Origin of the sequence: Herpetosiphon geysericola (genome assembly GCF_001306135.1) — a bacterium.
Taxonomy (GTDB): Bacteria; Chloroflexota; Chloroflexia; order Chloroflexales; family Herpetosiphonaceae; genus Herpetosiphon; species Herpetosiphon geysericola.
In genome coordinates this window covers 16,317-39,721 of sequence record NZ_LGKP01000010.1, presented here as the reverse complement: position 1 = coordinate 39,721, position 23,405 = coordinate 16,317, and the positions used below count along the sequence as shown (strand labels likewise).

Below are 23,405 nucleotides of genomic sequence, written 5' to 3'. Positions count from 1 at the left end.
GGATCAGGGGTCGGGTATCTGGTAGCAGGGTTTAGGGGTTAGTATTTTGAATCATCCCGCCACTAGCCTCTGATCTCTACCCTCTGACCCCTCACATTCTCTGCGCCTCTGCGTTAAACATCGCTCATTGCAAGATTGAACCACCGATTGATTGCCCCAATAGCCAAAAGCCTATAGCCTTTTTTGCCCCACAAATTCCAACCCCCGTTCCCGAGACCGATCTCTGAACTTCGCTTATGCTCTATGCTCTATGCTCTATGTTCTTCGATGAGGGAGTGCTATGCCAATTTACTACAAGCGTGATTTAGAAGCCATCGATTGGGCCAGATTAAAAACTGAGCTTGGTGCTGATAATTTTGATAATGGGCGCACGCCAGAGCAATATCAACGTTCGTTTGCTGCCAGCTATAGCGTCTGTTTTGCGCTCGATGGCGAACGGATTATCGGCAAGGCGCGTGCATTATCCGATGGCGTATGCAACGCCTATATCGTCGATGTCTGGACGCAGAGCGATTACCGCCGCCAAGGTATTGCGAGCAGTTTGGTCAAGCAGATTTTGGCTGATTTGCAAGGTCAACACGTTTGTTTATTTACCGACGATCAGCAAACGTTCTATCATCGATTGGGCTTCGAAGAAGAAACTACCGGTATGTCGCAGGTGATTGGTCAATGGCTAGAGAAGGCATAAAGGAGCAGCGATGTTGGTTGTTCTGAGTGAAGCAACCGTCCAACAGCACACTGTCAATGCGCGCGAACTCAACCGAATTACTGAAACCGCCCGCATGCTTGGCTTGCGGGTTTATGCGCTACCGCCCGAACCTGAGCAATGGGCAGATTTTGAGGCTGTGCTGGCCTATGTGCCAGTGTTTGAGCAGCCACAAACCGGAATTTGGGTTGGTTATATTCCCAAGCCTGAGCATTACGCTGCGCTCTATCACGCGGCTACAACCCGCAATATTTGGCTCATCAACACCCCAGAACAGTATCAAACTGCCATGGAATTCGATCGTTTCTACCCCTTGCTTGACGAGCTAACGCCATTAAGTTGTGTCATTACTGAGCTTGGGCAATTAGCCGCAGCAGAAGATCGCTTGGGCTGGCCGATCTTCGTCAAAGGCGCAATCAAATCGAATAAGGAGCAAGGTTGGCAAGCGTGTGTGGCAACGACCAGCGCCGAACTTGAGCGCCTAAGCGCCCAACTCTTGAGCCAACCAGCCCAAGCGCGCGGGCGGGTTATTTTGCGCCGCTTAGTTCAGTTGCGCATGCTTGAAAGCCATTATCAGGCCTTTCCCTTAGGTCGCGAATATCGGGTCTTTGTATATCAAAATCAAGTTTTGGCCTATGGCTTCTATTGGGATGTACCAAGTGAGGAATTTGCACTGAATGCTGCCGAGCTTGCTAGCGTCAAGAATTTAGCCTGCGAAGCTGCTCGGCGGGTTGGCACGCCATTTATTGCTGTTGATATTGGCCAACTTATCAATGGCGATTGGATTGTGATTGAAGTTGGCGATGGACAGTTTTCAGGCTTGAGTCAAGTGCAAGCGCTTGAACTATGGAGCCAGCTCAAAGCCAAACTTGAAGCTGTGGCGAAATAAGCAAAGTGGCGCAACTGAGAAAGTTGCGCCACTGCATCGATTAGCGCCGAATGTCTTTGACCAAGCGCAAACCTTGGCCATCGCTAACCCAAATTTCGCCACCATGTTGTTGATCGAACAACGTAAAGAAGCTGCGTTTGGCATTTGTAGCCCGTTTCGTTGCGTCGAATGTTGTGCCACTCATGCTCATCAATGAGCCTTGGTAGCTCATGGCTTGATAATCGGCATCACTGCGATAAACCCTAGTTCCAAGGTTGAACAAGTGCCAGCCAATCAAGCCATTGCCCGTATCCTCTAGAATCAAGTCGAGTGGCGTGAATTGAGTTAAGCCAGTAGCCGAGTTGAAGCGCCACCAACCAGTTGGTTCTATCTCGTTGTAGAGTTGAAGTAAAAGTTGGTTATTGGCGCTCAGCAAGCGATATGGCGTCATGCCATTCAGGTTTTGTTGGCTGGTTTGTTGCGGTTGACCATTGGTGCGCCATAGGTTGGTGCCAACTCCTTGGGTATAGACTTGGTAATACACTTCGTTATTCACCTTGGTCAGTTGTGATGCTGGTAATGGGTTGCGAATACTGCCATTAATCCAAGGGTAGGTTGCCAGCACATGCTGCTCGCCAGTGCTGATATTAACATTCCACATGCCAAATGTGCCTTCATTACTTGCAGCGACAATCACATGGTTTGCATCCAACGGCTCTATTTCAAAAACGTTGTGGCTATCACCAGCAAAATTGCTGATCTGGCGCGTGCCAGCCTCGCTACCATCAGTCCACCACACTTGTGCTCCAGCCTGCTCGTTGCGGGCTAAGAAGGCCATACCTCCAGCCATAGGCGTGTATTCACTCCAAAAATAGCTATAGCCGGTTTCTACGTTCGAGTGGCCTGCACCAGGGTTGATGTCGCGCAACAGCTGCGTGCCTGCTGCTGTGCCATCGCTATACCATGGCTCAACTCCGCTTATGCCATCGTTGGCAAAAAAGAGTATTCCATCGCCCAAGGCTATTAGGTTGGTCATATAGGTATTGCTACCTGCAAGCTGTTTTAGCAAACGGGTTCCTGCCTCGCTGCCATCGCTAAACCATAGTTCGTAGTTATCATTGGCATAGCGTAGGAAGAACAGGCCATGCTTGCCAGCAGCAAGTTGATACGGCCAGCTGGATTCTGCTCCAGGCTCAATATCTTTAACTAAGCGCGTGCCGTTTTCGCTGCCATCACTCGCCCATAGCTCACGGCCATGAATCCCATCCTCAGCAGTAAAGAAGAGCGTGTCATTGACCAACGTTAATTCATATGGCCACGAACTCTCACCACCCTGTGCCTGTTGCGCTTCTTTGCCCACCAAACCAAGCAACACTTTGAATTGATCAGGCTGATTGGGATGCCACTCAAAACGAGCGCGCTCGAAATGTTGGGTCAGCACCGTATCGCCATTGGCGTTGGTTTCTGTTTTAACATCGGTTAACGGATAGCCAAATAATTGCAACGAACGGCCAAAGCTATCGAGCTTGGGGTCGTTCAGGCCATGATTTTGCCAATAGGCCATAAAGCCCAAGCCATTAGCTTGATTACAAACATTGTGACCAGTGGTTTCAAACCACAAGCAGCCTTGTTGCGGCCCAGTTTCGCGCGGCAGCATGGCGCTATCAATGTTGCGATAGCGCAGCAAATCATCGCCAAGCCGCCCCAGTAGCACATCGTAGGGCGCTGTAAACTCAGGGTGCAATTCAAAACGCGCCCGTTCAAAGTGCTGAGTCAGGAAAAATTCATTACTATCGTAATTGTAGGCATCTTCTGCAATACTCAACGGATAGCCAAAGACAGGTAAGCCGCCATTTTGCTGCCAATACTCCAAAAAACGCCCTTCGATACAAAAGCCAGTTTGCGCAAAGCATTGCGCTTCGGCGGCGTAGCTTGCTTGAGGCAAGGCCAAACTGGCAACGATCAAACTCAAAATAATCCAATATTTCATCACTATTCCTCCAATACATCTATGGGTTTTAGTATAGCGATTGGCATGGTTTTGTACGATGAATGGTATGTGGCAAGCGTCTGTGAATCAACTTATAAAGTGGCTTTAAGCTGAAATTTGGCTGATTGGCAAACAAAAACTCCACTTGGAACACCAAGTGGAGTTTATTTTTAAGTGCTGATCGTTATGGGCGAATATCTTTGACCATGCGCAGCGTATTGCCATCGCTATACCAAAGTTCCTTACCATGCTGAAAATCGCTAAGGTCAAAAAAATGTTCGTTGGTTGAATAGGGGAAGGTTGTGCCTTTGCCCATCACCGAGCCACGATAGCTCAGTGGCTGATTGCGTCCGTTATTGCTATGCAGCCGCAGGCCAGCAGGCAGCGATTCCCAGCCAAACACTCGATTCTCAGTAGCCTGCAAGCTTAACGGTAAATGGGTTAATTGAGTTAATGTATTTTGAGGATCAAAATACCACCAGCCAACCTGCCCAAATTCAGCTGTGCTCAGCGCTAAATACAATTGCTCGCTTGAGGCTACCAGCCTTTCAATTTGATAGCCCTGCAGATCGATTTGGCTTGTTTGGGCTGGCTCGCCATTGGTGCGCCATAAACTCAGCTCGCCATTTTGGGTTTTGCTCAGGTAATACACCATTCCGCCAACCGCGGTTAATTGGCTAACTGGGTTTGGGTTGCGGGTGGTGGCAATCATCGGGTAGCTGGCCAAAAATTGAGGATCGCCGTTGGCAAGGTTAATATTCCATACTCCCAGCTCATAGTCCAAATAGCCTGAGGTTGCAATCAGATGCAAGTCGTCCAAGCGTTCTAACTCGAAGCGCCCAAACGATTTAGGCAAGCGGCTGACGAGGCGTGTCCCTTTCCTTTCGCCGTTCGTCCACCAGATCTGGGCGCCATTTTGGCTGTCGTAGGCAATGAAGGCCATGCCCTCATCAATCGGGGCATAATCGATCCAATAACTTATATAGCCATCGGAAATAGCTGAAGCTTCGCTGCCAGGGTTGAGATCGCGCAGCATATAGGTTCCCGCTTCAGTGCCGTTGCTATACCATGGTTCGATGCCATGCACGCCGTCATCGGCCCAAAAAATAACTCCATTGCCCAAGGTTTTAAAGTTGGTAAGTTTGGCGTTGGCTTCAAACTCTTTAACAATCCGCGTCCCTAGTTCAGTACCATCGCTAAACCACAATTGATCTGCTGTTTGCTGAGTGACAACAAAAAATACGCCATGATTGGCAGGCTCTAATTGAGTTGGCCACGTCGCTTCGACTCCTGCCACAATATCTTTGACCATGCGTGTGCCTACTTCGCTGCCATCGCTTATCCACAACTCTTGGCCATGCACACCATCGTCAGCAGTGAAAAATACATGCGAATCGATCATCGTCAGGTGACTAGGATTGGAACCTTCGCCATAGACCAATTGCTGTGATTCTTTGCCCACCAAGCCAAGCAGCACTTTGAATTGATCGGGCTGGTTGGGATGCCATTCGAAGCGCGCGCGCTCAAAATGTTGGGTTAGCACGGTTTCGCCATTGGCATTGGTTTCGAGCGCTGGCTCGGTCAATGGATAGCCAAATAATTGCAACGAACGACCAAAGCTATCGAGCTTGGGATCGTTGAGACCATGATTTTGCCAATAGGCCATAAAGCCCAGCTCATTGGCTTGATTGCAGACATTGTGGCCAGTCGTTTCAAACCACAAACAGCCTTGTTGCGGCCCAGTTTCGCGTGGCAACAATGCACTATCAAGATTGCGATAGCGCAGCAGATCATCGCCCAGCCGCCCGAGTAACATATCGTAGGGCGCGGCTAATTCGGGGTGAAACTCAAAGCGGGCACGCTCGAATTGCTGAGTTAGAAAGTGCTGCCTGCTATCATTATTGTATACAAGGTCGATTGTGGTCAACGGATAGCCAAAGACCTCCAAGCCACCATTTTGCCGCCAATACTCCAAAAACCGTCCGTCAGTGCAAAAGCCGGTTTGCTCGAAACATTGCAGTTCGGCGGCATGGCTAGCTTGTGGGAGTGCCAAACTTGCGATAATACTTACCAACAGTATCCAGCGTTTCATCATAGTTCCTCCACTACATCGATACGTAGAGTATAGAAAGCCCTTTTACTAATAACGATGATGTTTTGCTGCGAAACGACTGCGAATTTGCTTACAAGCTGAAACGAGGCTGATTGGCAAACAAAAACTCCACTTTGGTGTTCCAAGTGGAGTTTATTTTTAAGTGCTGATCGTTATGGGCGAATATCTTTGACCATGCGCAATGTGCTGCCATCGCTATACCATAGCTCTACGCCATGAGCCAAGCTTGGCAAGGCCAAGAAGATGCCTTGATTGGTGCTAAAGCGGCTTACTTGGGCAAACGCTGGGCTATTGGCCAATCGATGAAAGCCCGAGCCAACGTAGGCCAGCGTTTGGTTGTTGGATGTGTTGGCATACACGCGGTAGGGTGATTGTTCGCCGCTAATCCCAAAAATACGTTGGCCATTAATCCGTAGTTGTTGAACATTAAGCCCACTGCGTTGTTGCAGCTTCGCGCCATCCCACGCCCACAAGCCAGCCTCGCTGCGATCAGCATTCAGCAATTGCAGATGCAATTGGCTTTGGTTGGGATCGCTAATGATATTTTTAAGCAGATAGCCAGCTACATTGATTTGGCTTGCACCTGTTTGGGCATCAACTTGCCAGAGGGTTGAATTAAGCTCATCAACCACGTGGTAATAAACCTTGTTGCCAATATTGACCAGATTATGTGCCGAAACGATTAATCGCGTGCCAAGGTAAAATCGGGCATGGCTGGTGAGTTGGCTCTGCTTGCCAGTCGCCAGATCGATCTGCACAATTTGAATAACCTCAGGTTGCTGAATTGCTGCAACAATCTGCTGATTATTCAAGCGTTCGAGTTCGGCCACAAATTCATTATTTGCTGCAAAGTTGCTAATTTGGCGTGTGTTTTGGATGCTGCCATCGCTGAGCCATAATTGGTTGCCAACGCTGCCAGTGTTGGCCATAAACACCAGCCCATTGGACATAGAGGTGAATTCCGCAGCAAAATAATAATTACAACAGGTCTCAACTTTAATTTCCGAGCCAGCTGGACCTGGGTTGATATCGCGAATCAGATAGGTGCCAGCGCTGCTGCCATTGCTGAACCATGGCTCAATGCCAGTTTCAAGGCTATTGCCCAAAACAATGACCCCGCCAGCAACTGCTGCAATATCAACGATTGCTGGTTGTTCGACTGCTGGACGCATAAAAGAATAAACCAGTTTGGTGCCAATTTCAGTGCCATCGCTGACCCATAATTGGTCGTTAGCATCAGTTGTAATTACAAAAAACACTTGGCCAAGCGCGGCGGTTAATCGATAGGGATTGCTTGATCCCGTTGGCCGAATATCTTTGACCATGCGCGTGCCTGCATCGCTGCCATCGCTGACCCACAACTCTTGGCCATGCACGCCATCATCGGCAGTGAAAAATACTCGGCTATCGATCATCGTGAGGTTGCTGGGGTTTGAGCCTTCGCCATAGCGCAATTGTTGTGATTCTTTGCCTACCAAACCAAGCAGCACTTTGAATTGATCAGGTTGGTTAGGATGCCATTCGAAGCGGGCGCGCTCGAAATGTTGGGTCAGCACTGTATCGCCGTTGGCGTTGGTTTCCATTTGCACATCAGTTAGCGGGTAGCCAAACAATTGCAACGAACGGCCAAAGCTATCGAGTTTGGGGTCGTTCAAGCCATTGCTTTGCCAGTAGCGCATAAAGCCCAAGCCATTGGCCTGATTACAAACATTGTGCCCAGTGGTTTCAAACCACAAACAATCGGCTTTGGAACCGGTCTCACGCGGTAACATTGAGCTATCGAGATTGCGGTAACGCAGCAAATCATCGCCAAGCCGTCCGAGCAACACATCATAGGGCGCTACAAGCTCAGGGTGCAACTCAAAGCGAGCACGCTCAAACTGCTGGGTCAAAAAGCTTTGTTGACTATCCTGATTGTAGCGATCTTCTGCTTTGCTTAATGGATAGCCAAAGACTGGCAAGCCGCCGTTTTGCTGCCAATATTGTAGAAAGCGACCTTCGATACAAAAGCCAGTTTGCGCGAAACATTGCTGTTCGGCGGCATAACTCGCTTGGGGTAACGCTAAACCAACAAGAACAACGAACAAGAGAATCCAACGTTTCATCAATATTCCTCCTAGATAACTATAGGCGTGAGTATACGCAACTAGGTCGCTGATAACGATGAAACGTTGCTCTCAACAGGCTTGTAGTTGGCTTACAAACTGTTATTTTGCTGAAAATGCGCTGTTAATGCTTATTTTTTTGTTTCGCTTGGCGCACATCGGCCAGCGCAATCAGCACTTTTGGCGGGAGCAGCCAACTAATTTGGCCATGCTCGCCCTGCATCTCAACTCGGCAAACCGTGCCTTTTTTGAAAATCAGGTTGCTGCCGTAGCCTGCAAGCTGCGCCACATACTCGCTAAGATTCGGCTGATGACCAACAATCATGAGGCTTGAACAATTGGCGTTAAGGCATTCGGCGATAAAATCGCTATTGGCGGCATCGGGCTGCAATTGCTCTTTGTGCACTGGTGGGTCAGTGCTAAGCGCTTCTGCAATAATGCTGGCGGTTTCGGCGGCGCGCGGCAAGGGGCTACTAAAAATCAGATCTGGTTTGATTTCCAGCAAGCGCAAAGCTTGGGCACATTGGCGAATGCGTTTGCGACCGCGCTCGGTTAAGCGCCGATCCTGATCAAGGCCACTTTCGGCCCAATCTTCGGCAATTCCATGGCGCACAAAATAGAAAATCATTAGCACACTCCACAAAAATCAAGGCTCTTGCATTATGCCTGATTAAAGCAAAACAGGGATCACACATGCATGTGATCCCTGCTGCAAGAAGGCGATTTAGCGCGGCATAATCAGGCCATAATTGCCATCGTTACGGCGATAAACAACTTGGATTTTTTCGGTTTCAGCATCGCGGAACACAAAGAACGAGTGGCCCAGCAATTCCATTTGTTCAATGGCTTCATCGCTAAACATTGGGCGCAAGGTTACATCCTTGGCCCGAATAATTTGGCGTTCTTCTGCTTGTTCTGCATCGTCGGGCAATTCTGGCAGCGGAGCGGCAATCATTTCGCCAGCTGAGCGGCGCAATTTGCCACGGCGATAATGTTTTTCCTTGAAGCGGCGAATTTGGCGCTGCAAATTATCGTGCACTGCTTCGACCGCTGGATACAGCTCGCGATCATTTTCTTCGGCCCGTAAGATAATTCCGTGGTCGGCCAACAACGTTACTTGGACGGTATATGTTTCGCCGCTACCTCGCAATGTTTCAAAACGGCATTCCACTTTCCAATCGTTAATTCCGTCAAGGTAGCGTTCTAATTTGCCTAATTTTTCTTGGATAAATGCTTTTTGCGCATCGTGTAGCTTAATATTACGGCTCTTAATGTTCCATTCCACGGTACGCCTCCTTAAAAAAACCTAAAGTGCACCAGCTTCTTACCCAAGCAAGGTAAGAAGCTGGCAAAGGGCTGCTCCTAGTGGAACGTTCTTCAATTGGCTGCTGCTGTTACGCATAATCCTCAACCCGCATCAAAGCCCCATTGCAAACCAAAGGGCGAGGAGATTTAACCAGTTCTCAATGCTGAAGTGCATTGAACGTTCACGATCCAAGTGCTGCGCATGTGCGGTGCTTATAACCAGCACCCAATTTGTTCACCAGCGTCATTCTCTGCGACCAACCACAAGCTTATGGGCTTGGGCAATTGATTGTGTGAGAATGCAGCTCACTTGGAGCAGTTGCCAGTATTGTACTATGGCCATGAAGTGAACGCAATAGAACCAACATCCGATTGTAAAAGCCGGGGATTGGTAGTTGGGGATTGGGGATCAGGGGGCAGGGATCGGTAAAAAGAGCATAGAGCATAGAACATAGAACATAAGGTTATGCTTCAGGCTATTGGCTATCGAAAATGTTACAGTGCTAAGCGCAAATATTGCTTGCTTTACTTGCTTCATTGTTAACCATAAAAATTTATATGCTCTATGCTCTATGTTCTATGTTCTCATAATCCCTATTGACAACTGCTCCATTCATGTTTATACTTTGTGTCATAATAACACTATTAGGAGCAGCTATGACCGAAACTGCTGAAAACTACGATGCGACAAAATACGAGCGGCCTTCTGTAACGGTCGACGTGGTGATATTTGGCTTACGCAGCGGGCGCTTGCATGTGCTGATGGTGCAGCGCAAACACTGGCCATACGCCGACCATTGGGCCATCCCTGGTGGCTTTGTCAACATGGATGAATCGTTGGAAATGGCTGCTCGGCGCGAGTTGGAAGAAGAAACTGGTGTCCACGACGTGTATATGGAGCAGCTGTATACCTTTGGCGAGCCTGGGCGCGATCCGCGCACCCGCGTGATTAGCGTGGCCTATTTTGCCTTAATTCGCACCGAAGAACAAGCGCTGCAAGTTTCCGACGAATCGAATGCAGTGCGCTGGTTTCCAGTCGATGAATTGCCCAAGGATCTAGCCTTCGACCACGAAAAGATTTTGCGCTTTGCAATCGATCGTTTGCGCTCGAAGCTTGAATATACCACCTTGGCCTTTCAATTGCTACCCAAGGAATTTAGCTTGCCCAAGCTCAAACGGATTTATGAAGAAATTTTGGGCGAGAAGCTCGATAAAGCTAATTTCTATCGCAAGCTGCGTGATTCGGATTTGCTCGAAGATACTGGAAAATTGCTCAATAGTCGCGGGCGGCCAGCTCGGCTCTATCGTTTCCGCGATTCACGCATCGAAGGCGATTTTGTTTTTCGCTATCGCGAAGCAAAAAAGAAGGACGAACAATAGGTCAAAGGGCAAAATTCAAAAGTCAAAATGCTCTAAACCTGCATTATTTTGCCTTCTGACTTTTGCTTTCTAACTTGACTAGGGGTGTTTATGTATACTTTAGCTTTAGCTCAATTTCGCCCACGCAAGGGGCATTATGCCGCGAATTTAGTGCGGCTTGGCGAATTATTCGCCCAATTTGGCAGCAACGAGCGCCGACCAGATGTGCTGATGTTGCCGGAAACTGCCTTAACTGGCTATTTTCTTGAAGGCGGCGTGCGCGAACAAGCTCTGACCGCAGGCCAGCTGTTTCACGATTTGCAACAAACCTATTTGGCTGCTTGTGGCGCCGATGCTCCTGCGCTCGATATTGTGATTGGTTTTTATGAACGCTGGCGCGAACGTTTTTACAATAGCGCTTTGTATGCCACACTTGGCAGCGATAGCACCTTGGCAGGCATTCGCCATGTGCATCGCAAGATGTTTTTGCCAACCTATGGCGTGTTTGATGAAGCACGGTTTGTCGAGGCTGGCCGCGAAATTGCCGCTTTCGATACGCGCTTCGGGCGGGTTGCAATCTTGATTTGCGAGGATGCATGGCACTCGCTGAGCGGCACAGTGGCTGCGCTCGATGGGGCGCAAATGCTATATGTCGTTAGCGCCTCGCCAGCTCGTGGCTCCAACGAAGATCGCCCAAGCAACCTCGCTCGTTGGGATGATCGGATTCGTGAGATTGCTGGTGAGCATGGCGTGTATTTGGCAGTTTGCCAAATTGTCGGCTTCGAAGGCGGCAAAGGCTTTGCTGGCGGCTCGGTTGTGGTTGGGCCGCGCTCCGATGAACGCGCGCGCGCTCCCTTGTGGTCGGAAGCAGTGCTGCTGGTCGATATTGATCTGAGCGATTTGACCTTGGCGCGCGCTGACCTGCCTTTGTTAGCTGATTTGGAAGAACGCTTGCCCTTTATTTTGCGCGATGTCAGCGCTGCCAGCGAAGGCAAAAAGCGCCAAAGCACATGGGATACTGCGCTTTCCAGCGATTCGCAAGGGCTGAGCGATGCTAGCTCGCACAAACATACCATCGATAGCGAAGGCGAAAAGCGCGCCAAAGCAACGGTGAGCGAGCAAAGCTTCCCAATTATTGCTGCGCCGCGCTTCGACCCAAATAGCGACGAGCCATTGCGCATCAATCCCGAACTTACGCTTCATTGGCTGATTGAGTTTCTGCGCGATGAAGTTGGCTTTCGACGTGGCTTCAAACAAGTTGTGATTGGGCTATCAGGCGGCGTGGATTCGGCTTTAACCACTTATCTGTGTGCCAAGGCGTTTGGCCCAGAGAATGTGCTGGCCGTGCGCATGCCCTATCGCACTTCATCGTCGGACAGCTTAGATCACGCTCAGTTGGTGATTGATGATTTGGGCATTCAGCAGCGCACCATCGAAATTACCAATGCAGTTGATGGCTATTTGGCCTTCGAGCCAGATGCTGATGGTCGGCGACGCGGCAATGTGATGGCTCGCACCCGTATGATCGTGCTGTTTGATCAATCGCAGAAACTTGGTTGTATTCCAATTGGCACTGGCAACAAAACCGAGCGTTTATTTGGCTATTACACGTGGCACGCCGACGATGCGCCACCAGTCAATCCTTTGGGTGATTTATTCAAAACCCAAGTTTGGGAATTGGCTTCAGCCATCGGTGTCCCAGATGTGATTGTGCATAAGCCAGCTTCCGCCGATCTGGTGGTTGGCCAAACCGACGAAGATGATTTTGGCATCTCGTATCGTAAGGCTGATCGGGTGTTGGCCTATTTGCTGAGTGGCTATCGACCTGAGCAATTGGTTGCACGCGGCTTTAATGCAGATGAAGTGGCAATTGTGCAACGGCGAGTCAATACAACTCACTGGAAACGCCATTTGCCCAGCACCGCCATGCTCTCCAGCACCGCCATCGGCGAATATTACTTGCGGCCAGTCGATTATTAGAAATTATGAAGGATGAAGGATGAAGGATGAAATAGTTAAGCTCACAATTCATAATTCATCCCTCATCCTTCATCCTTACAAAGGGAGTTTCCATGCTTGCGAACAACAGCCAAGGATTTTTGGAATATTTGGATAACTGGTACGCCAACTTGCCCGAATTGCCACTCGACGATTTATTAGTTGATGGCGCAGATCGGGTGGCGGTGACCTGTGTGGATATTATTGTGGGGTTTTGTACCGATGGCGCGTTATCCAGCCCACGGGTACAAAGCATCGTTGCGCCAATTGCCGAGCTGTTCAAAACCGCTCATGCTGGTGGCGTGCGCCATTTCATCTTGCCGCAAGATGCGCATCCAGCAGATGCAGTAGAATTCGGCGCGTTTCCAGTGCACTGTTTGCGCGGCACCAGCGAAGCCGACACCGCGCCGGAATTGCGGGCCTTGCCATTTGCCGATAGCTTTACGATTTTCGAAAAGAACTCGTTGAGCGCCGCTTTGAGCACAGGCTTTCCAGCGTGGGTTGCTGAGCATCCCGAAGTTGACACCTACATCGTGACTGGCGATTGCTCGGATTTATGTGTCTATCAATTGGCAATGTTCCTGCGCTTGGATGCCAATGCGCGCAACGTCCAGCGCCGCGTGGTCTTGCCCGCCGAATGTGTTGATACCTACGACACGCCGCTCGAAGTGGCCAGCGAGCTTGGCTTATATGCTCATCCTGGCGATTTCCACCATGTCTTCTCGTTGCATCACATGGCCGCCAATGGCGTGGAAGTCGTCAAAGCCCTGAAATAAGGCTTTACATTTTCTCAGCCCCTCGCTTGCTTAGCAGGAGAGGGGCTTTTTGTAGGAATTATATAGGTAAAGTAGCTTATATATAGGTAAAAGATTGCTCCTTTTACCTATATAAAGGTTTTGATTTATCTCACCAAGCGCAACCAAAGGCCAAATTATAAAGGTAAAGTAGCTTATATATAGGTAAAAGTATGATATTTATACATATATAATCTTAATTATATTACCTATTTATGCTACAATAAGCTCCAATTGATCGATTTGGAGTAATGATGAAATCGTTTGAGGATCAATTTCTAGCTGGTTTCAATGTTTCTCATGGGCTTATTCGGAGTATTGGGCGGATTCGTGAATATAAAGGTATGGAAGGACTTTATCGTCAGCGACAACCGCAAGTGTTACATAACTTATGGCAAAATGCCCTAATTCAAAGTACCGAATCATCGAATCGGATCGAAGGTATTACCGTGCCTTTGGATCGGATTAAGGCTTTGGTTGAGCAAAAAACCATGCCCAACAATCGCTCTGAACAGGAGATTTTGGGCTATCGCGACGTGCTGAATACGATCCACATCAATCATGCAGATATTGATTTAACCTCGAATATTATTCTGCAATTACACCGTGATATGTTTCGTTATCTGCCTAGTGGTGGTGGCTATTGGAAGCGCGTTGATAATACAATTTCTGAAACTCGTACTGATGGTCAACAATTTGTGCGCTTTCAACCTGTAGCAGCCTATGCGACCGACCACGCGATGCAGCATTTGGTTAGTTTATTCAAGCAAGAATGCCAGCGTGAAGAAATTGAGCCATTGTTATTGATTCCAGCATTTATTTTAGATTTCCTCTGTATCCATCCATTTCAAGATGGCAATGGACGCATGGCTCGCTTGCTAACATTATTGCTCTTGTATCAGGCTGGCTATGAAGTTGGCCGTTATATTAGTCTTGAAAAGCTCATCGAAGATACCAAAGAATCATATTATGATACTTTATATCGTTCTTCGCAGGGTTGGCACGATGCTCAACATAATCTCTTGCCGTGGACTGAATATTTTCTAGGGATTTTAACCGCCGCTTATCGTGAGTTTGAGCTTCGTACCGATAATCAACTAAATGCCCATGGCGCTAAGACAAACTTGGTATTGCACACAATTGCTACATTTCAGCGTGATTTTTCGATCAAAGATCTTGAGGAGGCCTGCCCACATGTGAGCCGCGATTTAATTCGCAAAATTTTGCAAGCAGAAAAAGCTGCTGGGCGCGTCGAGCCGCTTGGGCGTGGGCCAAGTGCCCGTTGGCGCAACATTACTCGGCCCGATGAGCCGCATACCACAAACAGTGCTCGGTGAGCGGGCATTGGTTGCAACGTGGGTTTTTGAATAAACAGATGCGTTGGCCATGGCGTAATAGCGCAACGTGATAATTAAACAGCCATTCTGCATCGTGGGGCAGCATTTCCCAAAGAATTTCGTGAGCTTCGGTGGGCGTTTTGGCATTGACCAAGCCCAAGCGCTGGCTCACGCGATGCACATGGGTATCGACGGGCAAAATCGGTTTGCTAAAACAAAATAGCAGCACCAATGAGGCAGTTTTGGGGCCAACGCCGCGCAACAAGGTGAGCCAAGCCATGCCTTCTTCAGTCGAACGCTCAGCCAGAAAATCGATTGATATTTCGCCGCGCTCGGCCAAAATTGTGGCCAAGGCTGCTTGGATATTTTTGGCTTTGGCTGGAGCATAATTGGCGGGCTTAATCGCTTCGGCTACGGCTTCGACTGGTGCTGCAATCACCGCTTCCCAGGTTGGGAAGGTTGCGCGCAGATTTTGGTAGCCGCGCTCTTCGTTGGCCTCGGTGGTTTGGTGCGAAAGCATCGTCGAAATGAGTTCATGCATCGGTTCGCGGCGGGGCACAAGTTGCTGAAAGCCATGCAACGCAACTAACTCGCGATAGACTAGCTCGGCTTTGGCGCGTAAATCTTGCATCAACATCCTCCATCATGCCCAATAAACCCGCCGAAGCGTCCCAGGGTTGCAATTAACTTGGGCAAATGCTTAATTATATGTGAGCTTACAGGCAAGCGATATGCCAGCAGGCTCAATAGTCCATTATGTGGTTCTGATGATAAAGCAGGCTCCAAAAAAGACACGCCGAAGCGTGCCTTTGAATCACCAATATTTTAGGTTAATGACTGGCTTCGGCCACTTGTACAAAGGCTTCGTTGCTTGTTTTTGCGTTTACGGGCAAGCGATAAGCCAGTAAGACCAAGGTCATCAAGCAGCCAATCAGCAGCGAGCCAACAATCAGGTGAATTGCTTGCAACGGTGGTGGCAAAGCCCCATAGGCCAAGCCGATGCCCGCTGCAACTTGGGTCAACACCAAACCGCTGGCAATCCAAGCGGTACGATGAATCCATGGGTGCAAGTTGCGATTATGCACAATTGCATAGGTCGCAGCCAAAATTGCAATGGTAAAAATCAGTGCTCCAGTGCGATGCAATGGGTCGGTGATGCCCACCTGCGAGACCCAATCGCTGCGCGGAATGTTCATCTTTGAGCTAACATCGTCGATATGGCCGCGTACCAATGCCCCTAAGGTCAATTGCACCAAGCCAAAGCCAACCAAGACTTGGCCCCAGCGTGCTACGGTGCGGCGATCGGCTGGCACATTGGCGATTGGCCGCCCATTGGGGAAGAAGGCACAAACCGTTGCATACAACAACAAGCCCACAATCACCAAAGCCAAAACCATGTGCAAAGTCACGATCCAGCCTTCGAGTTCGAGGTGCACGACTTTGCCGCCAAGCCAGCCTTGGAACAAGGTCAAGGCCAATGCGCCAAGAATCGACCAAAACACCCGTTTGGATTTGCGGTAGTGGCGCAACATCAGGTAGGTGGTGATCAACAAGAAGAAGCCAATCAACATCCCAATCAAACGGTTGATATATTCGATCCACATCAAGGTTGGGTTGAATTGGCTCGCATCGAAGCCATGCTGGGCAATCATGTCTGCGCTAGCAGGCGGAATCCAATAGCCAAAGCATTTTGGCCAATCGGGGCAGCCCAAGCCTGCACCTGAGGCCCGCACAATTCCACCCACAAAAATCAAGAAATAGGTAGCAATTGTGGTAATCATCGCCCATTTTTGAAAGCGATCTAAACGCCGCCAAGAAAATTGCACTTGGTCGGTCGGAACACGATATTGTTCCATCGGTATGGCTCCCACTTGCGAATAAATATCTGGTATTGGGATAGTATCATATGCTAAGCGTGGCGTGACTGAATCCCATCACGACCTGATGTTAGCAGTTTTTAACGACTTCGCAGCGATTGAATAGTAGTTGGTCGGCTTTTTGCCAAACCAATTGCGGCACTTTAAGCTGATCGGCCAGCATTGTGCTCCAACGCAAACCTGGCCCGCGAATCTCGCGATCAGTTGCTGCTTGGAAGATTAAGCCACCATTCCAGAAAATAAATATTAGCGCGAGCGTGGCAATTGCTGCCTTGGGCCAGCGAATGCGTTCAATCAATAAGGCCAAACCAAGAATAAAAATTGGTGTGCATTCGATCAAGCGGCGAAAGCCAAATGAGCCTTGCAAGTGCCATGTCGAGCCAAACGCGCCATTTAAATAGATTTGAGCAAACAAACCTAATCCAAGCAAGCCAGCGATCAGCCGATCCTTGCGCCAGAGCCAAATTAAGCCCGCCAAGCCAACCAACAGCAGCGGATGCCAGATAAACGCCCCGCGCCGTGGGTCGAAAAGGGTATGGAAAAATTTATAGCTGATGATGTTTAATTTGCCCGAAACCGTGCCCGATGGCTTGGGCTGTCCATACAAAATGTTGTAGCTGATCAGCTGGGGCATTAATGTTAGGGCAAATATCACCACAAAAAAGACGTGCTTGGCCAACAGTTGGCGTACTTGTGGCCATTGGCCTTGGCGAATTAGGCTGGCATAGGCAATCAGGCCTTCGACCGCAGGCAAGAGCAAAAATAGCCCAAGCTGCTCGCGAGTGAGCGTCATCAAGCCGCCAACAATCGCCAAGCTCAGCCAACGTAGCCATGAACGCTGCGATTGTTGGTTTTGCAAGGACTGATTGGCAGGGCCAAGCCACATGGTGATAAACAAGGCTACCATCGCAAAGCCAGCGCCATGCGACCACGGCACCTGAATATAGGTGTACCAGATCAGTGGCGAGGCCAGCCAGATGCTTAATGTGGCAATTGTGGCTGCCCACATGCCGACCCAACGCCGCGCCAAACGATAGGAAAGCAATAAGCCAAAGAGCGTATAGCAGGCAGAGGCCAAACAGACCGCAATAATATAGGGCTGGCTAAATCCATCGCGCGGCACGTCGCCGAACACGCCGAGGCCAACCAACCCATCGCTTACGACATACCACGGCGACCATAATATGGCCGAGCCAACAGGCGCAACGTTGCGATATAAGCCCGTGGTTGGGTTGAGCGGCGGATCACTTGAACGATCTTTGAGCAGTGCGTTATAGACCGCAGGATCACCTTTTTGTATACCGAGATCGGCAAAATAGCCATATTCGTTGGCAAAATCCAAATCGCCATCGAAATAGACTGAGCGCAAATAGGCAAAGTATTGCACTTCGTCGGTAGCATACAGCCGAAATAAACTAATTGGCAGCAAGGCCAGCCAGAGTGCCACAATGACCACTGGCCCAGCTTGGGATAAAAGACGCTTCATAGGTGGGCCTTGGTCCTCAATTGGTGGGCTTTGTGCCAACGATCAGCAGCATCGAACGCCATTCAGGCCGTAGGCTGGTCAGCAGCCACAAACCAGCTTTGGTCGCAACCCGCAATGGGTGACGCAAGATCCGGCCTTTTTCGATGCCGACCCGCTCCCAAGCATCGCCAAAAAATTCCTTGACCACGTTGAAACCAGCCTTTTCAAGCATCCAACGTAATTCGGCCATCGTGTAGAGGCGGCTATGATTGTAGTAGCGCTGCGGCCCATCGAGCTGCATCGAGCGCGTAAATTCCTTGAATGATTCAAATGGGCGAGCTAACAGCACATCGCCAACGGTTTTCATGCGGCTTTTGAAATAAAACTGATTGGGCGTGGAGATGATCACGCGGCCACCAGGCTTGAGCACGCGCAGCATTTCGGCCAGTGGCTTGAGCGGCGAGCCAGCAAGGTGCTCAATCACCTCGGAAAACACAACCGCATCAAATTCGCCATCGGCATAGGGAATTGGCTGCTCGTCAAGGTTGCAAAACTTAACTTCAACATTCAGTTTTTGCCAAAGCTCCGCCCGATCTTGGGGAAACAGATCGATGCCTGCAACTTGGTAGCCTGCTTGGCGCAAAATGCCGGTAAACGTCCCAGGGGTTGTGCCAATTTCGAGGATGCGGGCTGGGGCTGCTGGCAAGGCGCGCAGCAAGGCCCGAAAACGGTAGCGATGCAAGCGAAAATAGGCTGGCTTGGCCTCGGCGGGCATCGTCTGCCCATACTCTTCAACAAGTTGATCTAAGGGATGCATACAATCCTTATCATGTGTAAATAGCAATAATGCTAGTTCATTGTTTGGCTAATCTGCTGACATAAGGCTTTGATTCTGCCTGCTCGTGCCTTGTAGGTGTGGTCTTGCACACATTGGCGGCCTGCTTGCTCGCGCTCCGGGCGCTGCTCATCGGTCAAGGCTGCGGTCAAGGCTTGCTCTAGGGCTTGGGTATTGCCGCGCTCAAAATAATAGCCGATCTGTTCAGGCAAAATTTCGCGCAAGGCTGGAATATTAGGCAAAACAACTGCCCGCTCGACCGCCAAATATTCAAATAATTTGAGTGGCGAGGCGGTTACATCAGTCACCGTATCGGGAATAACCAAAACATCGGCGGCGTGTAAATAGGCTGGAGTTGCCTTTTGTGGCAGTGCGCCGAGAAACCGTACACTTGCGCCCAGTCCCAATTCGTTGGCCTGCTGACTGAATTGGGCAATTTCTGCTGGCCGCCCACCAATGAACAACAATTGAGCATTGGGCAAGGTTTGGCGTACCTTAGCAAAGGCCGCAATCAAGCGATCAAGCCCACGGTAGGAGAAAGTCATGCCTGCATAGACAATCAAGGGTGCTGTTGCATCCAGCCCAAGTTGTGCCCGAGCTTGTTGGCGATCTGCTGGCTGATACAGCGAATCATCGAAGGCATCGGGAATGACGGCCACATCGCTTGATTTGCGCCAGCCCAAACGCGCCAACAATTGGCGAAAATCATCGGTCAATGAAGCTACAGCGGCGCTACGCCCAAGCGTCAAGCGATCGAGCAAATTGAGCACTGGCTGGACCCATGTTTCTTTGGCTCGCGAAGGGTTCCAGCTTTCGAGATCATGGGCCTCGTAGATAACTGGAATCTTGAGCAACGGCCCCCAAATTGTGGCCCACCAGCCAGCGGCAATCACCTCGCGCACATAGACCACATCGATTGGCTCGCCGCGCCAGCGTTGGGCTGCAACCACGGCGGCAGTCATGGCGGCAAACACACTGCGCTCAGCGTAATACCACAAGGTCGATTTTTTAAAGCGTGAAAGCTTGCCGATTGCTGGACGTTGCAAGTGGATTGCTCCGACCTCTTTGAAGCGGCTTGGTTCACGCAACCAGCGCGGGATAATAATCAACGTATTGGGCGCTTGCTGGCGCAATTCGCGTAACGTTGTCCAAGTTTGAATCGCATTGGCTGAGGCCAGCATCAAACTGGTTGGATAAGCAATATAAGCAATTCGCATATGTCATTTACAAAGCTATACATGTGATAGCTCAATAGCAGAAAAACGTCATGATCAACGTGCTCCGCCAGCATCAAGCTTGCGTGAAGCAGGCTAATAGTACCACTATTGATCAAATGTGGCGCACTTTGCGCAATCAAGCTGAGGTTTGGCGATCTGTGTAAGCTTTGAGGTGGTTGGGTGGTGGTTCTTAAACAAAACAGGGACAGCCATTGGCTGCCCCTGCTGGTGTGATTTACGGAGCTTTGCTAACCCATGGGAGATAGTTTGGCAAACCAGTGTAGTTTGCTTGCAAGGTAATTGCCTCTGAAGTCAAACCGCTGCTGGTGTAGTTGCCTGCTCCATCGAGGAAGCGGATGTGAACATAACGGGTGCCTGCTGATGTGCCAGTTAAGGCATTGACCAAGCGCGCATAGTCGACGCTGGTTGCGCCATCTTCCAAGCCAATCACATCGCCATATTGCAAGAAGTCTTGCGGGCTTGGCAAGGTGGTGCTGGTGCTTGCGACGACCCATACGCCCCAATAGCGCTTATCTGCTGGTGCGCTATTCATATAGCCATCGTCAGTTACGGTTGCGGTGAACGTCAACGGAATAACTGAGACGTTGGTGGTTGCACCATTTGGCAAGCTGATGCTACCGCCAGCGCTCAAGACAGGAGCATCATCATCATAGGTAAATTGCTTGCTGATGACACTTTGCATGCCAAGCGTATCGGTCAGAATCACGGTTGCATTAACCGTTTGCTCTTCGAAGCCTGTGCCATTGCTATCGTTGCCAGTCACAAAGCTATCGAAGGCAGAGAAGCCGCTATAGGGATAGCTTGAACCGTTGACTGCAAATGGGCCTGCTTTATGCCGCGCAATGCCTGAACAACCGCCAGTTTCTTGGGCAATTGTATAGGCGAAGGTCATATTGCGGGTATATTTTTCCGAAACCCGATCTGGTGCGAATGGCTGCACTTGGGCTTCAGTCAAATTGGCTGGGCGAGCACTGGGAGCCGTTTCCATGGTATAGATTTGCGGTACGCTTTGAATCCCAGTGTCGATAACGGCGCTTACTGACTGGACATTCGAAACTTGGCCATTGCTGCTATTGCGCAACTGTACATAGACAGTTGTCAAACACGAGTTTGAGCCAGCTCCAGTGTTGACAACTTTGCTGGTATTAAGCCCTTCCCAATTTGGACCTGCTGATTGAGCAGTAAAGGCTGTGGTGCTGACCCGCATTTGATCGGGATTACCAATCATGTTGGAAATCGCCAAGGTCACGTTAGGGTTGGTGCTTGGGCTAGCACTACTGCGTACCAAGCTAAAGCCAACTGGTGGTTGGGTTGGGGTTGGCGTAATCGATGGCGTAGGCGTTATTTGGTCGGAGCCGCCAGTGTTGCCTTCGATGCGATAGACATTAAATGGTTGGCTGGAGACGGTACGATGGTGCCACACAACCGTTACCCGTGCACCCCGGGTATCAATTTGCGGCCATGCACGGCCAACCAAGGCTGAATCAATCTTTTGAATTGCATTGAAGGTAATGCCAGGATTGATTTCTTGGGCGACCAAGGCTTGAGCGGTATCGCCTGGCCCACTCAACCAAGTTGCATAGACGCGGTCAGTTTGCTCGTTGTAGGTAACAGCTGGAAACTCATCGTAGCTTGAGCCGCTACTTAATTGCACCCGATTGCTCCAATTGCCGTTGGTACCTTGTTTGTAATACACAATGTGCGTGGTTGGAGCCAAGGTATAGACTGCAATAACCGTATTGCCCTTTGAGGTCAAGGCAGCAATTTTGGTTTTACCAGTATCAAGGTTGCCACCAGAAACCCAGGTGGTGCCATTGAAAATTTGGTATGGGAACTTGTTTTCGCCAAGGAAGGTCATGTGAATATTGCCATCGGCTGTTGCGGTCGCACGCGGATATTTTTGGTTGGTTCCATCGTTGCGCACAACCCGACCGGTGTTTGCTTCCCATGAGCCATTGGCCCAAATTCGGTGTACAATTTGCGCCGTAGCGCCTGCGCGGCGATCGCCCCAGAAGGCATGAATACGGCCAGTTTTATCAGCAATAATCTCTGGGGTTGAGCTCTTGGTTGAGCTGAGGTTGGTTGCCACGCTTGGCACAACACTGCTGCCAGAGAAAGTAACATAGCGGTGAACCGCAAGCCCGCTAAATGAGATAAAGATGAAGTGGGCGCGATTGCCTTCAACTGCCAATGAGACAAATGGATCAGCGCCGTGGCCAGCGCTACCGCTGACAACATAAGGCGTTAACCATGTGCCTCCCACATTATTGGTATACAACACTTCCGATTCATCGGATGTGCTGGCAGCAAGCCGAATCCACGTAATGTGGGTTTTGCCATTGCTATCGATTGCAACATCGCTGTGCAAATTTTTGAGCGCACCAGCAGCAACAACTTGGGCCGTGCCCCAACCAACTGCGTTTGGCGCAGCCTGAACTGGCGGGGTTTTGGCAGTTAGCATCGAAGCAAATAGGCTTACGACTAAGATGCCAAGTAAACCTATGGATTTTTTCGAGGTCATTGATTTCATTGTGAATCCTTATTGTTGAACAATGACATTATCAAACGTAAGCATTCCTTCGGCAAATCCATAAACCCCGGTTTGCCCGCTGCTGAACTGATCATCTTGGGCTTCGAGTACAGGAACTCCGTCAAGGGTAGCTGTAATGGTTTTGCCCTTAAAGCTCAATCCAAGGGTTGTCCATTGCTTCAAGCTCCAACCTTTATCGTTAATCGCTGCAAGTTGGGTAAAGATTTCGGTTTTGCTGTCGTAGCGTTGCAAGGTGATGGTTTTGCCACCTTCGGCCCCCGCTGGGCGCACTGCAACAACATAAAAGCCATTTTCATTCACCCGTCCAACCAAGCCCATGACGCTGTTGCCCCATGAGTAGCCTTGGGCGGTAATGCTATAGTCGCTCCAAGTTTTATCACCAGTCACCAAGGCGGTTGGTGCAACTGCTGGCCAGCCTTCTGGCCCAGTTACTTGCTCAACCCGGCCTTCTTTAACTTCCCATTTGGATTTTTCAGTTGCGTTCATCCAAACGTCGACCACTTGCCACTGGCTTAGGTCAGTGTCAAAGCTGCTGCTAAACAGTTCAGGAGCCTTATTTGGATTTTCAATGGCGGGCGCTGCTGGAACGACCTCTGCTGGCAATGGCGCATAGGTTGGCGCTGGCGGAGCGGTTGGTAGCTCGCCTAATGACCCTTGTTGAGCACTGGTATATGCGCCACAAGCACTCAACGTGGTTGTGAGCAACACTAGCCCACACAAGGAACCCATAATATTTCGTCGCATTGAACTCCTCCTAAGTTCTGGTGAGAGTTTGGAATGAATACACCATTGATTGGTGTATTGCAGTTCATGAGCGTAGCACGATGCTGTTGATTCTGTCAACGTAGATTCAACGTCCTCAGT

Annotated in this window: 18 protein-coding genes; 6 read left to right on the top strand and 12 right to left on the bottom strand. The window is 49.8% G+C overall.

Going from position 1 to position 23,405, the window contains the following annotated elements; genetic code table 11:
• The first annotated feature begins 280 nt into the window (after window positions 1–280).
• The gene (locus tag SE18_RS04970; protein ID WP_054533321.1) at window positions 281–688 is read left to right on the top strand and encodes a GNAT family N-acetyltransferase; all 408 of its coding nucleotides are present in this window, start codon (window positions 281–283) and stop codon (window positions 686–688) included.
• Between the two features lie 10 nt (window positions 689–698).
• The gene (locus SE18_RS04965; protein WP_054533320.1) at window positions 699–1,595 is read left to right on the top strand and encodes an ATP-grasp domain-containing protein; all 897 of its coding nucleotides are present in this window, start codon (window positions 699–701) and stop codon (window positions 1,593–1,595) included.
• A 40-nt stretch (window positions 1,596–1,635) separates the two neighbouring features.
• Here SE18_RS04965 and SE18_RS04960 read toward each other — a convergent pair whose 3' ends face one another.
• From SE18_RS04960 to hpf, 5 genes are all read right to left on the bottom strand, one after another.
• Window positions 1,636–3,564, bottom strand: coding sequence for an ELWxxDGT repeat protein (locus SE18_RS04960; protein ID WP_054533319.1), 1,929 nt, complete (start codon window positions 3,562–3,564; stop codon window positions 1,636–1,638).
• A 184-nt stretch (window positions 3,565–3,748) separates the two neighbouring features.
• Window positions 3,749–5,659: a hypothetical protein gene (locus tag SE18_RS04955; protein WP_236706807.1), complete on the bottom strand. Its 1,911-nt coding sequence runs from the start codon at window positions 5,657–5,659 to the stop codon at window positions 3,749–3,751.
• 170 nt (window positions 5,660–5,829) lie between these two features.
• A complete protein-coding gene (locus SE18_RS04950) occupies window positions 5,830–7,782 on the bottom strand; it encodes an ELWxxDGT repeat protein (RefSeq protein WP_054533317.1) in 1,953 nt (650 codons plus the stop codon).
• A gap of 124 nt (window positions 7,783–7,906) precedes the next feature.
• Window positions 7,907–8,410: a phosphohistidine phosphatase SixA gene (gene sixA / locus SE18_RS04945; RefSeq protein ID WP_054533316.1), complete on the bottom strand. Its 504-nt coding sequence runs from the start codon at window positions 8,408–8,410 to the stop codon at window positions 7,907–7,909.
• A 96-nt stretch (window positions 8,411–8,506) separates the two neighbouring features.
• Window positions 8,507–9,067 (bottom strand): ribosome hibernation-promoting factor, HPF/YfiA family, encoded by a 561-nt coding sequence (gene hpf, locus SE18_RS04940; protein ID WP_054533315.1) that lies wholly within the window; start codon window positions 9,065–9,067, stop codon window positions 8,507–8,509.
• Window positions 9,068–9,744: 677 nt separating this feature from the next.
• On the opposite strand from hpf, the gene SE18_RS04935 reads away from it, so the two are divergent.
• The 4 genes from SE18_RS04935 (at window position 9,745) to SE18_RS04915 (ending at window position 14,575) form a co-directional block, all read left to right on the top strand.
• On the top strand, window positions 9,745–10,467 hold the full coding sequence (locus tag SE18_RS04935; protein ID WP_054533314.1) for an NUDIX hydrolase: 723 nt from the start codon (window positions 9,745–9,747) through the stop codon (window positions 10,465–10,467).
• Window positions 10,468–10,557: 90 nt separating this feature from the next.
• The gene (locus SE18_RS26660; RefSeq protein WP_083469729.1) at window positions 10,558–12,426 is read left to right on the top strand and encodes an NAD+ synthase; all 1,869 of its coding nucleotides are present in this window, start codon (window positions 10,558–10,560) and stop codon (window positions 12,424–12,426) included.
• Window positions 12,427–12,518: 92 nt separating this feature from the next.
• The gene (locus tag SE18_RS04920) at window positions 12,519–13,220 is read left to right on the top strand and encodes a cysteine hydrolase family protein (RefSeq protein ID WP_054533313.1); all 702 of its coding nucleotides are present in this window, start codon (window positions 12,519–12,521) and stop codon (window positions 13,218–13,220) included.
• Between the two features lie 272 nt (window positions 13,221–13,492).
• The gene (locus SE18_RS04915; protein ID WP_054533312.1) at window positions 13,493–14,575 is read left to right on the top strand and encodes a Fic family protein; all 1,083 of its coding nucleotides are present in this window, start codon (window positions 13,493–13,495) and stop codon (window positions 14,573–14,575) included.
• Here SE18_RS04915 and SE18_RS04910 read toward each other — a convergent pair.
• The 7 genes from SE18_RS04910 to SE18_RS04880 form a co-directional block, all read right to left on the bottom strand.
• A complete protein-coding gene (locus SE18_RS04910) occupies window positions 14,532–15,206 on the bottom strand; it encodes an endonuclease III domain-containing protein (RefSeq protein WP_054533311.1) in 675 nt (224 codons plus the stop codon). The two genes, SE18_RS04915 and SE18_RS04910, sit on opposite strands and share 44 nt — an antisense overlap.
• Window positions 15,207–15,405: 199 nt before the next feature.
• Window positions 15,406–16,431: a COX15/CtaA family protein gene (locus tag SE18_RS04905; protein WP_054533310.1), complete on the bottom strand. Its 1,026-nt coding sequence runs from the start codon at window positions 16,429–16,431 to the stop codon at window positions 15,406–15,408.
• 91 nt (window positions 16,432–16,522) lie between these two features.
• Window positions 16,523–17,938, bottom strand: coding sequence for a hypothetical protein (locus tag SE18_RS04900; protein WP_054533309.1), 1,416 nt, complete (start codon window positions 17,936–17,938; stop codon window positions 16,523–16,525).
• A 16-nt stretch (window positions 17,939–17,954) separates the two neighbouring features.
• Window positions 17,955–18,734, bottom strand: a complete 780-nt coding sequence (locus SE18_RS04895) for a class I SAM-dependent methyltransferase (protein ID WP_054533308.1) — start codon at window positions 18,732–18,734, stop codon at window positions 17,955–17,957.
• Between the two features lie 32 nt (window positions 18,735–18,766).
• Complete coding sequence (locus tag SE18_RS04890) at window positions 18,767–19,969, bottom strand: glycosyltransferase family 4 protein (RefSeq protein ID WP_054533307.1); 1,203 nt, start codon at window positions 19,967–19,969, stop codon at window positions 18,767–18,769.
• A gap of 235 nt (window positions 19,970–20,204) precedes the next feature.
• Window positions 20,205–22,520 (bottom strand): hypothetical protein, encoded by a 2,316-nt coding sequence (locus SE18_RS04885; RefSeq protein WP_054533306.1) that lies wholly within the window; start codon window positions 22,518–22,520, stop codon window positions 20,205–20,207.
• Between the two features lie 9 nt (window positions 22,521–22,529).
• A complete protein-coding gene (locus SE18_RS04880) occupies window positions 22,530–23,285 on the bottom strand; it encodes a LamG domain-containing protein (protein WP_054533305.1) in 756 nt (251 codons plus the stop codon).
• Between the last annotated feature and the right edge of the window lie 120 nt (window positions 23,286–23,405).